15 protein-coding genes and 1 pseudogene are annotated in these 12,835 nt (G+C 65.3%); 9 read left to right on the plus strand and 7 right to left on the minus strand.

From position 1 onward, the window contains the following. Positions 1–67: 67 nt before the first annotated feature. Entirely contained in the window at positions 68–661 is a 594-nt protein-coding gene (locus OXG33_05750; GenBank protein ID MCY4113433.1) for a hypothetical protein, read from the plus strand. 149 nt (positions 662–810) lie between these two features. On the opposite strand, the gene OXG33_05755 is transcribed toward OXG33_05750, so the two are convergent. Both OXG33_05755 and OXG33_05760 read right to left on the minus strand, forming a co-directional pair. Further along, positions 811–1,191 (minus strand): PIN domain-containing protein, encoded by a 381-nt coding sequence (locus OXG33_05755; protein ID MCY4113434.1) that lies wholly within the window; start codon positions 1,189–1,191, stop codon positions 811–813. Beyond that, positions 1,188–1,463, minus strand: coding sequence for a type II toxin-antitoxin system prevent-host-death family antitoxin (locus OXG33_05760; protein ID MCY4113435.1), 276 nt, complete (start codon positions 1,461–1,463; stop codon positions 1,188–1,190). Before OXG33_05760 ends, OXG33_05755 begins: the two co-directional genes overlap by 4 nt. 194 nt (positions 1,464–1,657) lie before the next feature. Between OXG33_05760 and OXG33_05765 the strand changes: the two genes are divergently transcribed. The 3 genes and pseudogenes from OXG33_05765 (at position 1,658) to OXG33_05775 (ending at position 2,993) form a co-directional block, all read left to right on the plus strand. After that, positions 1,658–1,915, plus strand: coding sequence for a type II toxin-antitoxin system VapB family antitoxin (locus OXG33_05765; GenBank protein MCY4113436.1), 258 nt, complete (start codon positions 1,658–1,660; stop codon positions 1,913–1,915). Beyond that, positions 1,912–2,298, plus strand: a pseudogene (locus tag OXG33_05770) (type II toxin-antitoxin system VapC family toxin). Before OXG33_05765 ends, OXG33_05770 begins: the two are co-directional and overlap by 4 nt. 236 nt (positions 2,299–2,534) lie before the next feature. Beyond that, the gene (locus tag OXG33_05775) at positions 2,535–2,993 is read left to right on the plus strand and encodes a MarR family transcriptional regulator (protein ID MCY4113437.1); all 459 of its coding nucleotides are present in this window, start codon (positions 2,535–2,537) and stop codon (positions 2,991–2,993) included. On the opposite strand, the gene OXG33_05780 is transcribed toward OXG33_05775, so the two are convergent. Genes OXG33_05780 through OXG33_05795 form a run of 4 tightly spaced genes read right to left on the minus strand, consistent with a single transcriptional unit; the run spans position 2,990 to position 7,133 of the window. Further along, positions 2,990–4,483, minus strand: a complete 1,494-nt coding sequence (locus tag OXG33_05780; GenBank protein MCY4113438.1) for a proteasome accessory factor PafA2 family protein — start codon at positions 4,481–4,483, stop codon at positions 2,990–2,992. The two genes, OXG33_05775 and OXG33_05780, sit on opposite strands and share 4 nt — an antisense overlap. 12 nt (positions 4,484–4,495) lie before the next feature. Further along, positions 4,496–4,669, minus strand: a complete 174-nt coding sequence (locus tag OXG33_05785; GenBank protein ID MCY4113439.1) for a hypothetical protein — start codon at positions 4,667–4,669, stop codon at positions 4,496–4,498. Between the two features lie 3 nt (positions 4,670–4,672). After that, complete coding sequence (locus OXG33_05790; protein MCY4113440.1) at positions 4,673–6,157, minus strand: proteasome accessory factor PafA2 family protein; 1,485 nt, start codon at positions 6,155–6,157, stop codon at positions 4,673–4,675. Between the two features lie 19 nt (positions 6,158–6,176). Then, positions 6,177–7,133 (minus strand): ornithine cyclodeaminase family protein, encoded by a 957-nt coding sequence (locus OXG33_05795; GenBank protein ID MCY4113441.1) that lies wholly within the window; start codon positions 7,131–7,133, stop codon positions 6,177–6,179. Here OXG33_05795 and OXG33_05800 point away from each other — a divergent pair. Beyond that, entirely contained in the window at positions 7,066–8,100 is a 1,035-nt protein-coding gene (locus OXG33_05800; GenBank protein MCY4113442.1) for a GRP family sugar transporter, read from the plus strand. The two genes, OXG33_05795 and OXG33_05800, sit on opposite strands and share 68 nt — an antisense overlap. Positions 8,101–8,345: 245 nt before the next feature. Continuing rightward, a complete protein-coding gene (dgoD, locus tag OXG33_05805; GenBank protein ID MCY4113443.1) occupies positions 8,346–9,488 on the plus strand; it encodes a galactonate dehydratase in 1,143 nt (380 codons plus the stop codon). A 219-nt stretch (positions 9,489–9,707) separates the two neighbouring features. On the opposite strand, the gene OXG33_05810 is transcribed toward dgoD, so the two are convergent. Continuing rightward, positions 9,708–10,886 (minus strand): hypothetical protein, encoded by a 1,179-nt coding sequence (locus OXG33_05810; protein MCY4113444.1) that lies wholly within the window; start codon positions 10,884–10,886, stop codon positions 9,708–9,710. A gap of 345 nt (positions 10,887–11,231) precedes the next feature. On the opposite strand from OXG33_05810, the gene OXG33_05815 reads away from it, so the two are divergent. The 3 genes from OXG33_05815 to OXG33_05825 form a co-directional block, all read left to right on the plus strand. After that, complete coding sequence (locus OXG33_05815; GenBank protein ID MCY4113445.1) at positions 11,232–11,435, plus strand: hypothetical protein; 204 nt, start codon at positions 11,232–11,234, stop codon at positions 11,433–11,435. Further along, entirely contained in the window at positions 11,419–12,387 is a 969-nt protein-coding gene (locus OXG33_05820; protein MCY4113446.1) for a serine protease, read from the plus strand. Before OXG33_05815 ends, OXG33_05820 begins: the two co-directional genes overlap by 17 nt. Positions 12,388–12,509: 122 nt before the next feature. Further along, a partial coding sequence (locus tag OXG33_05825) for an aminotransferase class IV (protein ID MCY4113447.1) occupies positions 12,510–12,835 on the plus strand: 326 nt, incomplete at its 3' end.

A 12,835-nucleotide genomic window follows, 5' to 3' on the forward strand; every position in this document is an offset into this window, starting at 1 on the left:
GTTTGACTGGATTGATTGTCGGCTAGTGCGGCGAGACGCCGACCGTCGACCGGAGTCACACATACCCATGGATCTTCGTGAATTCACGCCGGTTGGACACGTTGGAACAGCGAACAAATGGGGCGAGCGTCGCCGTATCCTACTCGAGAGCGCGCGAGTCTACGATAAGCTTGACGAGCTCATCGACCGTGCTAAGGAAAATGCGGTGTCGCTCGCAGTCTTTAGGCCCACGAGGGTTACTGGATTCATTTGGGAGAGCGAGGATCGAGAATGGAATCCCAATAGACTCCAAAAGATGCGCGACTTACACAGCCAACTCGACATGTTTGAGAACGACAGCTGGCGTCGGACGTTTGAGTTGATCCCGAAATTGCCGTACAGCTTCTCGTATCAATTTGAGGACGCGAACAATCGACGCAGCGAACTTCAAGTGCTTGACTGGGAAGTCGGTGCGCTCTATTGGAATTGCCTAAGGTCGGCAAATGGCAATGAATCCGACGCGCTGGAAATGGTGCGGAACAAGTATCTCGATGAATTCTTAAATCGAGACCTACACTTCTTTCTTGGGACGACTCAGCAGTTTCACCAGTGGGCGCCAAATCCCTGGGTCATTGTCGGAGTTTTTCCGATTCCTTTTGACGCCCAGGTTCGCCTCCTTTAGCGAGACCAGTAAGGGGCCAGTCTGAGCGGATCATCCGTACCCTGAAGTCGATCGCCTGCCTGTGTTCGCCGTTGAGATGCGAGATGACTCCGGAGGAAAGGACGACGGTCGCGCTGCTTTGCGCCTTAGCAGCGGAGTCGTGGGAGTGATTACACCTGAAAACCGAGCTCCGCGGCCGCTGCCTGCTGTCGCTCGTCGCGCGTGACGAAGGCGATCTGGCCGGGCTCGGGCGCGGCGTAAAGGGCCATCGCGACGTGCCATAGGTCGGCGCCGCGCAAGTGGCCGGACTCGAGAACGGCCGCCATCTCGGGCGCCAGGGGCCGGTCCGGCAGCACCCAATCGATGCCGGCGACCAGTTTGGGCGCGAAGTCGAGGCGCTCGCGTGCAAACACGGCGCGCAACTCGGCCTCTAGGAGATTCGAGGCGAGCAGGCGCGAGCACTCATCGAGACGCCCGGCAATCGCCGTCCCGGACCGATCATCGAAGGCGACGGCGACCAGCGCGGATGTGTCGACGTAGGCGACGCTCACTCGTTGCGCTCGGTGAGAAATCGCTCCACGGCGCCGTCGCGGCGGGCCACCACTTGCAGCGGGCGACGCGCCAGGCTTGAGCGAACCAGGACCCCACGCCGCTCCAGGTCCTCCAGCCGTTCTTCGATCGTGGCCGGTTCCGGCTGGAGCGGCCGGATCTCGGCTACCGGCTCGCCGCGATAGGACACCGTGACGGTCTTCCCCTCGCGCACCTGCCGCATGACTTCGGCGAAGCGCGCCTTGGCTTCATAGGTCGAATAGGTAATGCCCATGCGCGGGAGTATAACTAGTCAGACTAGTCAATTCCAATCGCGGCCCTGGATGCGTGAGGATCCTGCCGTTGTCGTCACAGCCGCCGCCCTCCGCGTCGGTGTTCCCGCGATTGGCGCTATACGCATCACTCAACTGCTGTCGGAGTAGTCCGTATGGTAGAAACGGCCTCCATGCTTCTACCCTAAGGACCCCGATGAGCCTCAACATCAAAAACGAAGAGACCTGCCGCTTGGCGCGGGAGTTGGCGAAGCTGACGGGCGAGACCATGACCGGCGCGATTACGGTTGCGCTGGAGGAGCGTCTGCGCCGCGAACAAAGCGCGCGCCAAGCGGACACCGTGGCCCGAGATCTGCAAGCCATCGGCGAGCGCTGCGCCAGCCTGCTCGGCGACGGCCCATCCGCTGTCGACCACGGCGACCTGCTCTACGACGAGCGGGGCCTGCCGAAGTGATCGTCGATACCTCGGCAGTCCTGGCGGTCCTGTTCGCCGAACCTGATGCGGCACGCTACGCAAGGGCCATGGGGCGCGCCTCGACCTGCCGTATGTCGGCCGCTGGTTTTCTGGAAGCGGCTATCGTGGCCGAAAGCCGCGGCGGGTCGGCGGCCGCGCATGCGCTCGATGTCTTCATGGAACGAGCAGGTATGGAACTGGTCCCGGTCAGTCCCGACTAGGCGCGGGCAGCGCGCGCGGCGTGGCGGCGGTTCGGTCGGGGCAACCACCCGGCCGGACTGAACTTCGGCGACTGCTTCAGCTATGCCCTGGCGGAGACTGCGCGCGAGCCATTGCTGTTCAAGGGCGAAGACTTCGCGCTAACCGACGTCGAGGCGGCCTGACCACTCGCGGCCTCGAACGAGCCGCCGGCATTCCGGGCTTGGCCTGAGGTCCTGTCGCACCTGAAGTCACCGCGCTGCCCATGTCCAACATCCGTCACCATCCGCCCGATCATGTTGTGTGAAATTGTCAGATGCCGTATAACGAAACAGGCACGGCGACCTAGCCGTTTGCACACTCCCCGCGCGCGACCACGCGATAGCTACGCGCCGGGGCACCAAAGGAGAGACCTGCGGGTATGAGCACGCGAAGCCACAGCAACGGAAAAACGGACCTCGTCATCCACCGGGTATTGATCGGGTCCCATCAGGTTTCCGAGTACCTCAACTCGGCCTGCGAGCGGGCGGGTGTATCGCTGCCGCTGGCGCGTGCATTGCAGTTTCTGGCCGAGGCCGAAGGCCCGGTCACGCCCACGGAGCTTTCGCGCGAGCTCGGACGCAGCCCGGCGGCCACCTCCGAACTGGTGAAGCGGCTTGTCAACAGCGAGCAGATCACCGCGGACATCGACCCCAACGACCGCCGCTCGTTTCAGCTGGCGCTCACCAGCCGCGGCCACTCCAAGTGGCAGGGCGTGCGCGCGGAGCTTGAGGCCGCGGAGGCATTCATTACCCGCCGCTACGGCAAGCGACAGTTGACCGATCTTGCCGGCGCCATCGACGACTTGGCCGCGGCGCTCAACGGAGCCGCTTCAGGCTAGGGGCGCAGATAGCCGCCGAGCTTGTCGGCGAATTCCTCGGCGGCGGCGGTGTAGCTCTCAAACGGATTGGGTAGCTCGCAGAGCTTTCCGCGCACCCCGATGCCGGTCCAGTCGATCAGGTAGGGAATGACATCCCAGCCGCCGTAGGCGTCGAGCTCGTGCCAGTCCTCGATGTACTGGTAGACGAGGAAGAGCTGGTCGTTCCAGTTCGTCAGCGCGCCGAGGTTGCGGTGGACGTCTTTCCAGTCGATCAGCGAGTCGGCCTGCGCTTCCACCAGCGCCCGCACGATGCGGCCGCGGGCGCGCGCCCGCGTGCCGGATGGCACCGCGAGCGGATTCACGTCCCCCTGCGTGCGCCGTGGCGCCACGCCGCGGCGCTGCAGCTCGGCAAAGAGGCTCACCGTGGGATCGATGTGGTGGTAGGCCAGGTCCACCTTCACCAGGTCGGGATCGCCCCAACCGTCGGGCGAGTCGTCGGCGAAGCGGCGCAGCTGCTCGAGCTTGGTCACCCAGTCGACCTTGCCCACCAGCACCGTCGGGTCGCCTTCTAGACCATCCAGACACTCGGACCACGCGTCGAGCGTCCAGTCGGTGTCGCTGTCGCGTCCGCGGAAGGCGCGGTCGGCGGCATCGTGATATATGCGCTGAACGTCGAGGGCCGACAGGCTTTGGCCGTCCGCCAGTTCGACCGACCAGGGGCCGGCCGGATTGCTTGAAATCTCCTTGAGCGTCTGTACCGGCGCGTGCAGCACAAGGTCCGGATTCCAGCCACTTTCCAGGAGCTGCGCCACCAGCGCCGTTGAGCCGATCTTCAGCGCGGTGGCGAACTCGCTGCGGTTGGCGTCGCCGACGATCACGTGCAGTCGCCGCAGCCCGGCCTCCTCGGTCAGGGGCTCGTCGCGCAAATTGACGATGGGCCGACCGCCAAAGCGCACGCGCTGGCTCATATCGATCGTCACGAACGCCGCGCGCTGCGAGATGTGAAACGGCAGGCCGCCGTCGTCCCGGTCGCTGATCGTCATACCGGCGCCGGCATAGAGCTGACGCGTGGTCAGGAAAGGCATCAGCCCCGTCGCCATGTCGAGACTGAGGGGACTGCGCCGCACGGCGTAGTTCTCGTGGTAGCCGAAGGTGTTTCCCAGGTAGTCGGTGTTGTTCTTGATGAAGAACAGGCGGCGATTCAGCTCCTGGCTTTCCACGGCATCCAGCAGCACGGCGTCCGCCGCGTTCTCCTGCTCCACGATGTCGTCCAGCGTGCGGCACTCGGCCGTGGCGTACTCGATGTGGCCGGAGTCCAGGTAGAGCCGCGCGCCGTTGAACAGGAAGCCGCCGTTCCCCGGGGTTTCGTCCCACTCCCGGGGCGCCGGGTCGATGATGCCGAAGCGGCGCTCGGCGAAGATCACGTTCTTGACCAGCGTGGCGGCCCGCGACGGTGGCATCTCACCGGCGCTGGCGTACTCGATCTCCGTGCCGAACAGCGCGTCCTTCATCGGCCGCGCGGGCTACTCCCCGCCGGGCTGCGGCGTCGGATCCGGGATCTCACGAATGATTCGCCGAACGTGCTCGCCCAGGTCGTCATCTTCCGCTGGCGCGGTCTCTTCGTCCGGGGCCGTCTTGGCGGGATCGGGCGGCGCCTCGATCTCACCTAGCGGCACCGGCCACCACGTGATGTTCATTGCTCATCCTCCTTCGGCGTCAAGCGCGGCCACTACATCATCGATGGTTGCGGCATTCTCAACCAGGGCGTAAAGCCGGTCGATCTCAGGTCCGGCGACCTCGGGCAACCGCACCGTGACGTCAACGCCATTGCGATGCAAGCGCACCCGATCCCACTCCATCGCCGTGATCGCCGGTCCAAACCTGGCCAGCAACGTGCCCCGCACGGCGGCCCTGGTGCCTGCCGGCGGCGTGGTGCGGGCTCCCGCGACCTGCGCCGGCGTCACCAGCGTGCGCATACGTCCCCCATCCGTCAGCCACTGGTGCACGCTGAGGCTCGGGTCCAGCAGGTGATACCCGAAGTCGAGGCGGCGCGCCGCCTCGGGCTCCGGATCGAGTTCCCGGAGAAGCGCTAGCTTGGCTGCCCAGTCGACTCGGTCGGACACGGACGTTGCGTCGGCGCGCAGATCGGCCAGCACTTGTCGCCACTCATCCAGCACCCAGTCCGTCTCGGCGTCGCGTCCCTGGAAGCGCTCGCAGGCGTCGAGCCACCACCGCTGGACGTCCAGGGGCGACACCGGGCGACGGTCATCGAGTTCGATGCCCGAGCCCAGCGAGAGATCGTGGGAGATCTGCTGGACCGCCGCGACGGGATCGCGCAGCCGGATGGGCGCCCGCCATCCGGATTCGACCGCGTCGAGCACCAGCGCGGTCGTCGCCGCCTTCATCCCCGTCGCCCACTCGCTGCGATTGGCATCTCCGGCGATTACGTGCAGCCGCCGGTACCGAGTTCGGTCGGCGTGCGGCTCGTCGCGCGTGTTGAAGATGGGCCGGCGCGCCGTCGTGTTGATCCCCACCACGGTTTCGAAGAAGTCGGCCCGCTGGGAAAGCTGCAGTGCGCCCGCATCGCCGCCTTCGATGCCTACGCGACCCGCGCCGGCGAAGACCTGGCGCGTCGCCAGGAACGGCACTAGCGCCTCAACCAGGTCGTCGAGCGGCACCTTGCGCAGCGTCAGGTAGTTCTCGTGGCAGCCGTAGCTGCGCCCGTGATAGTCCGTGTTGTTCTTCACCAGCCGCACCCGGCCGCCGTCCAGGCGAGCGTTGTGGGCGTTCTCCGCCGCATGCATCAGCGCCTCACCCGCGCGGTCCTGCGCCACCAGGTCCGTCACCGTGTGGCAGGCGTCGGTGCAGTACTCGGGGTGGTTGTGATCGTTGTAGAGCCGCGCGCCGTTCAGCAGCACGGTGTCGGCCAGCAGCTCGTCGCGGGTCATGCGCGAGCTCTGGGCCGTGGAGCCCAGGTGGTCGTTCGGATCGTGCTTCAGGGCGTCCACGCGGTTCCCGCGCAGGTCGCGACGCGGATCCTCGTCGGTGTAGTCCCAGCCGCGAAAGGCGACCGGCAGCGGCGCCGCGTGAATCAGCATTGCCGACTCAAACGCGAAGTCGGGCGGACCCGCAAATCCCTCGCAGTTGAGGCCGTATTCCGTCTCGATGCCGACCGGTCGGTTCATTCGGCGGCTCCGCTGTGTGCTATTTCCCGATTGGGGTTCCGACGTCGGCGGCTTCGGCGCGTTCGAGCACGACCTGGCCCAGCGCGATGTCCCACAGCGCAATGCCCTGCGACTCGAACAGCGTGATCTCTTCGGGGCTGGTGCGACCGGGCGCGCGTCCGGCCACCACCTGGCCGAAGTCGACCGCCTCGCCCCACTGAAACGCCCCGTCCTCAACGGCGCAGATCAGGTCGCCGCACTCAATCTTCGCGCCTTCCAGGTCGTCAACGAAGACCCGGTCGGCGCGGGCAATCGCGGCGCTGTCCAGCTCTCGATGCTGCGGGTGGTTGGTGCCCATGGCGACCACGTGCGTTCCGGGCTCGATCCAGTCGGCCTCGACGACGGGATCCGCGGCGTTGGTGGCCGTGATGACGACCTGCGCGCCCCGCACCGCCGCCTCGGCCGTGGCTGCCGGCTCCACCTCGACATCGAGCGTGGGCGACACCTCGGCAATCAACTGCTTAACGTTCGCCGGGTTGCGCGAATAGACCCGCACCGGCGCCGACGGTCGCACCGCGCACACGGCCTCGAGCTGCGTCCGCGCCTGCCGGCCCGAGCCGATGATGCCGATGGCTTCAACCTCCGGCGCTGCCAGGTATTTCACCGACACCCCGCTCGCGGCGCCGGTGCGAAGACCGCTCAGGCGCCCGGCTTCGATGACGGCGCTCAGGGCTCCGCTGACCGCGTCGAACAGCACCACGACGAAGCTGATGCGCCCGCCCGGAATGCTCGGATAGAGCTTGGCGCCCATGGCGCCGAGCTCGGGATCGGCCGCGCCCATGAGCTGCAGCGCGCCCTGCGTCGTGCGCGCTCGTCGGCGACCGACGTTCGCCGACGTCCCGCGGCCCTGCCGCTCAAAGGACGCCTCGATGACGCGCAGCGCCAGGTCCATATCGGCCAGGCGATCGACGTCCGCTTCGGTCAGATACCTCGCCATCTCGCTCCGTCCGTCTCATGTGGGGTTTGCCACCCACGGTGCCGCAGCCGACCATGCCGCGAACGCCATGGGCTTTCTCGTCGCGCACATTCTATTCGTGGTGGGCTTTGCGCTCGCCCTGCGCCGGGCGCAGACCCGTGGCTACGACTTTTTCCTCATGACCGGGACGAACTACGCCACCGGCCTCGTCATCGGCGTCGTTTGGCTGGCCGTTGCCGGAACCGCGACCGTGGACGCCCCGACCGTGCTGCTGGGGATCGTGCAGGGCGCGCGCTTTTCGCTGGCCGTCGTGGCGATCTATCTGCTGCTGGTGCGCACCGGCGTCGGCATCACCTTCGTGCTGTTGCGCATGTCGGTCATCGTGCCCACCGTGGCCTCAATCGTGTGGTTCGGCGAACGGCCCGATCCGCCGACCGTGGTCGGCATTGCGCTGCTGCTGGCCGCGCTGCCGCTGCTCACGCGCAGCGGCCGCAGCGAGGACGCCCAGCTGCGCGTCTGGTGGTACTGGCCGGTCGTCATCGGCACGCTCAGCGTCACCGGCGCCGGCCTCATTGCCGCCAAAGCGTTCGTCGAGGTCGCCCCCATGGAGAATCTGCCGCTCTACGCCACGTCCACCTTCGCCGCGGCGACGGCCATAGCGCTGGCGACCTACATCATGCGGCGGCGGATTCAACCGGAAGCGCGGCTCGTGGTCGACCAGCCCGCATCGCTCGGCTTCGGCCGCGCCTTCTTCCGGGAGCCTCTGGCCCTCGGCGTCGTCACCGGCGGCGTCAACATGGGCCAGCTGGTGCTCATTCTGCTGGCGCTGCGCGACGTGCCGGGCACGATCGTGTTTCCGGCCCAGAGTGCCGGTTCCGCGCTGCTCACCATCGCGGCGGGATACCTGCTGTGGCACGAGCGTCACAGCCGCGGGACCTTGGCGGGAGCCGGGCTGGCCGCGGTCGGGCTGGTGCTCGTCAGCGTTTAAGTCAGTCCGCATCTGGTTCTGGTGCTGGCGAGCCCTCATGCACGTACGTGCATGCAGGCAAGCTCCTCCCGTTCGTGGTGAGCCCTTCGGCAGGCTCAGGACAGGCTCTGTCGAACCACGCCCCTTCGACAAGCTCAGAGCCTGCCCTGAGTTCACCGAAGGGGCGAACGGGCTGGCGGCCCGTTCTGGCCGCCGCCCGCGTCGGGCGGCTAGCCTACGCCTGTCGGCTTTCCTGGAAGCAGCGCATGAAGATCACCAAGCTGCAATGCGATTTCATCTGGACCGGCAGCCGCAACTGGCTCATCGTGCGCGTGCACACCGACGCGGGCATCACCGGCATCGGTGAAGCCTTTCCCATCGGACCCGATCGCGCGATAGCCGAGACGGTGGACTACTTCCAATCGTGGATCGGAGGCTGGGACCCGTTCGACATCGAGCGCGTCTGGCATGAGCTCTACGCCGGCAGCCGCTTCCCCACCGGCTCGATCATCACGTCAGCCATCAGCGGCATCGACCAGGCGTTGTGGGACATCAAGGGCCGGGCGCTCGGCGTGCCGGTCTATGAGCTGCTCGGCGGCAAGGTCCGCGACCGCATTCGCGTCTATCAGTCGCCGGAGGGCGATACGCCCGCCGCGCTGGCCGACGACGCGCGCCGCCTGGTCGAGCGCTACGGATTCACCGCCCTCAAGATCGGCCCCTTCGCCGCGGCCGCCGACGCCTGGCCGTGGAGCCGACAGGTCGATAGCGCCGAGGAGCGCCTGGCGGCCGTGCGCGACGCCGTCGGCCCCGACATCGACATCGGCGTCGATCCCCACGCCAAGATCTTCGAGCCCGTGCGCGCGCTGGAGATGGCGGAGCGCCTCAAGCCCTATCGCCCCATGTTCTTCGAGGAACCGGTGCGGCCAGAAAACTTCGAGGCCCTGGCCAAGCTCACCGCCAAGAGCCCCATCCCCATCGCGACCGGCGAGGCCGTGTTCACTAAGTTCCAGTTCCGCGACCTGCTGGCGACGGGCGCCGCCGACATCATCCAGCCGGACGTGGCCGCCACCGGCGGGCTGACGGAGATGAAGAAGATCGCCGCCATGGCCCAGGCGCACTATGTCAGCGTGGCGCCCCACAACCCGCTGGGACCGCTGGCGACCACGACCAACGTGCACTTCGCCGCCACGGCGCCCAACTTCCTTGTGCTCGAGTACCACGCCGACGACGTGGGCCTGCGGGCCGAAATCCTGCACGAGCCCCTGAAGCTCGAGGACGGCTACGTCGTGTTGCCCGATGCGCCGGGACTGGGCGTCGATCTCAATGAAGAAGTCTTCGAGAAGCACCCCTACCGTCCCTGGCGCCGCGGCCGCCCCACCAAGGCTGACGGCATGTTGGCGTTCATCTAGGAATACTGACGCTGCGAGTCCGATCCCCTCATCCCACCCTTCTCCCTTGGGGAGAAGGAGCCGCACGAGCTGCCGGGTTGGGAGATGCCGCCACCGAAACTTTCCCGTCGCCACGCGGGCGGCCCGCGGGCGACGGTCCGGTTCCCTCTCCCACATGGAGAGGGTTAGGGTGAGGGGAACCTGATTTGGATGGCGCTACCGGCTGGCGAAGACTGTTGTCTAACTCGCCAAGGTCTCTCGCACGAGCCCGCCGATCTGCCGCAGCGTCTCCGGCCGCAGAAGCCCGAAGTTGTAGACCGCTGCGCGGTCGACCGGCAGCCGGGCGATGCGGTCCAGCCGCGCGGCGAACTCGGGACCGCCGGGGTCAAACTCGTCGGAGCCCCAGAGCATGACCACCAGCTCGATCTCGCGCCGGGCCGACCGTGCCAGCGCCGCCTGTCGCATGGCCTCGTCGGCTTCATCGGTCGGGTCCGGTAGCAGCAGGCCGTCGATGCGGTCCAGCAGATCGGCCAGGCGCAGTCCGGTGGGACCCCAGCCGGCGGCTGCGTGGGTCAGATTCAGGCGCGTCCCGGTTCCTCGCAGCGCGCGCTGCACGCCCTCCACCAGGCGCGTCGCCGACTGCTCGCGGGCTTCCAGGTAGCCGCGGAACTCCTCGTCGGTCTCGACGCGCGCCGCGATCGTGGCCTCGAGGTTGTCGGAGTCCTGCCGTCGCGATAAGCGATCGCGCAGCTCGCGCGCCACGTTCGCGCGCACCTCCACGGCGTCCACGCCGTGCGTGCGCGCCGCGGTGAGGCAGTTTTCGCAAAAGCACAGACCGGCCAGGAACCGGGACCACGGATCGAAGTCGATCAGGATGCGCTCGCGCACCCACCCGTAGGCAAAATCCGGATGCCCCGGCCGCTCCAGCAGCGCGCTGTGGACGGGGTACTGGCCGCAGAGATCGCCCACCAGCGCCGCCAGGTACTCCTGCACGTCCGGGCTCGCCGGGCACGTGGTGGCATAGCTGCGGGCGCCGAAGACGTTTTCCACCGCCGTATCCGGGTAGGCGCGGGCGATCCACGGCTGGAACATGCCGATCACCCAGGCGTTGAGCTGGATGCTGCGCGACGGGGCGTGCTCGGCGGCCAGCGCGTACGCGCTCAGCACCTCCGGCTCGTCGAAGACGCGGGGCTCGATGCGTCCGTATCGCTCCGCCCGGGCGGGAAAGTACACCGCGCCCTGCTCGGAGTAGTGAATCGACCGCTGCAGATTACGCGGCGCGAACGTCGAGATTGCGTGGTAGTTGGGGCACAGCTCGATCGCATCGAAGCCCGCGTCGCGCAGCCAGTCCAGCGCCGCCGCCACGCCCTCGTCGGCCAGATCCCACGGATAGGCCCAGACTGATAGCCGGCGACGCATTGCGGTCTCCTCGGCGGTTGCGGATCAATCCTAAGGTCTTCGACGCAGGCCGGCGGCACCAGATCAATGGAGGGGACAAGGAGGACCTGCGCTTCTGGGCATTGCTAGTTCATATTGGGCTGTTTTGCTAGTCAGAGCGGGAAGATTCGCTCACCGACCAAACTGCGAGAGACCTGCGGCGATCACCAGGGAAGCAGTGTAGAATTGGTCTATTGGGTCCGGTTGCGTTCATTGGTGCAGCACGGAATCCTGCGATTACCTGGCCGAAGCTGACTAGTTGGTCGTGCTAGCTTCGCGGGCCGCATTGGCCACAAGGACTCAAAGCTCTTAGGGGGAGGGACCGCAGTGACCACTACTGCAGGAGAGCAGGAACTGGAATTGCTAAAAGGGAGATTCGAAAAGAGAGAGGCCGGAGTAACGGAATTGATGGAGCTATACGAAAAAACTGAAGCCATCTATGTTCAGGCATCCGTATCTATTTCCAATACAGAGACTATTTACACCGTAGATTCGACCAATTCTTCGAGTGGCGATGCCTACATGGGGTGAGATCTTAGCCGAAATAAAAGAATCTGCAAGGACTGATGGCAGTCCTGACTTCGATTCGATCCGCCGTCGCTATTTGCAAGGCATGCACCATGTGACTGGAAGAGCATCGATACTATATGCTACTGCTTGGCTTGAACCGACACCAATTTCTCCCGCGGAACTTCAGATTAGCTTGGCTGATGTGCAAGGGTTTATGGAAGCCGTATCCAATATAGATGAGCGAGAACTGGATCTTATCGTGCATAGCCCTGGTGGATCGGCGGAGGCCGCCGAATCGCTGGTGGAGTACCTCAGGGAGCGATTTGATCATATCCGAGTATTCGTGCCTGTTGCTGCCATGTCTGCCGCGACCATGATTGCGCTGTCTGCCGATGAAGTGGTTATGGGTCAGCATTCGCAACTCGGACCGATAGATCCGCAATTCATAATCTCTACACCTGAGGGACCCAGATCGGCTCCGGCTAAAGCAATTCTCAATCAGTTTGAGCTTGCCAAGGACGAGTGCAAGGAGCCGGAAAACCTCGCTGCATGGATGCCAATTCTCAGGACGTATTCACCCGGATTGCTAACTCAATGCAACGATTCCCGGAGTCTTGCGTCTACAATGGTGGCCGGATGGTTAGAGCGCTATATGCTCTCTGCTGAAGAAGGCGCAGTTTCGAAGGCGCAGTGTATTGCTGATTGGTTTGCAGAATATGACTCGTTCCAATCACACAGTCGCCGCGTGGGTCGCGATGAAGCCAGGCAGCAAGGAGTAAAGATCCGCGATCTAGAGGAAGACGGGAATCTGCAGGATGTGGTGCTCTCGGTGCATCACGCGACGATGCACACGTTCGGCAGTACCGGGGCGCACAAGATAATCGAGAATCATCATGGACGTTCATGGGTCCGGATGAGTAGGCCGCTGGCGATTCCTGGAGTGCGAGACCCGGCAGATGGCGAGTCGGGATGACGTGTGAGATGCCGTGCTGGTCGAAAGTGAAAGCAAGACACGTACGAGAGCGTCGCTAGACGAATACTTGGGCTTGAGCGAGGAGAACCAGCTCACGCTTCCCGATTGAAGGAACCATCCCCATGAACAACGGTCGAACGGTCTTTATGAACGGCCACTTCGTGCCCGAGACCGAGGCGCGCGTATCGGTGTTCGACTCGGCGCTGGTGTGGGGCGACATGGTGTTCGAGACCACGCGCTCGTTCGCCCATCGTCCCTTCAAGCTGCGCGAGCATCTGGAGCGGCTGCACGCGTCCATGATCGCCAGCGACATCGACTGCGGCATGACGTTGGACGAGCTCGAGGAAGCCACCGACGAGCTCGTGCGCCGCAACGAGCCCCTCTATCCGCCCGACGTCGACTTCACCATCGTGCACAACATGTCGCCGGGCGTCTTCGCGCTCTACGC

This window comes from Chloroflexota bacterium (assembly GCA_026708035.1).
Lineage (GTDB): Bacteria > Chloroflexota > UBA11872 > UBA11872 > UBA11872 > JAJECS01.

Excerpts from the sequence above, each read along its gene's own strand:
- OXG33_05750 (MCY4113433.1), top strand. The coding sequence starts at position 68 with ATGGATCTTCGTGAATTCACGCCGGTTGGACACGTTGGAACAGCGAAC.
- OXG33_05760 (MCY4113435.1), bottom strand. The coding sequence starts at position 1,463 with ATGGGCATTACCTATTCGACCTATGAAGCCAAGGCGCGCTTCGCCGAA.
- OXG33_05765 (MCY4113436.1), top strand. The coding sequence starts at position 1,658 with ATGAGCCTCAACATCAAAAACGAAGAGACCTGCCGCTTGGCGCGGGAG.
- OXG33_05775 (MCY4113437.1), top strand. The coding sequence starts at position 2,535 with ATGAGCACGCGAAGCCACAGCAACGGAAAAACGGACCTCGTCATCCAC.
- OXG33_05780 (MCY4113438.1), bottom strand. The coding sequence starts at position 4,483 with ATGAAGGACGCGCTGTTCGGCACGGAGATCGAGTACGCCAGCGCCGGT.
- OXG33_05785 (MCY4113439.1), bottom strand. The coding sequence starts at position 4,669 with ATGAACATCACGTGGTGGCCGGTGCCGCTAGGTGAGATCGAGGCGCCG.
- OXG33_05790 (MCY4113440.1), bottom strand. The coding sequence starts at position 6,157 with ATGAACCGACCGGTCGGCATCGAGACGGAATACGGCCTCAACTGCGAG.
- OXG33_05800 (MCY4113442.1), top strand. The coding sequence starts at position 7,066 with ATGACGCGCAGCGCCAGGTCCATATCGGCCAGGCGATCGACGTCCGCT.
- OXG33_05795 (MCY4113441.1), bottom strand. The coding sequence starts at position 7,133 with ATGGCGAGGTATCTGACCGAAGCGGACGTCGATCGCCTGGCCGATATG.
- dgoD (MCY4113443.1), top strand. The coding sequence starts at position 8,346 with ATGAAGATCACCAAGCTGCAATGCGATTTCATCTGGACCGGCAGCCGC.
- OXG33_05810 (MCY4113444.1), bottom strand. The coding sequence starts at position 10,886 with ATGCGTCGCCGGCTATCAGTCTGGGCCTATCCGTGGGATCTGGCCGAC.
- OXG33_05820 (MCY4113446.1), top strand. The coding sequence starts at position 11,419 with ATGCCTACATGGGGTGAGATCTTAGCCGAAATAAAAGAATCTGCAAGG.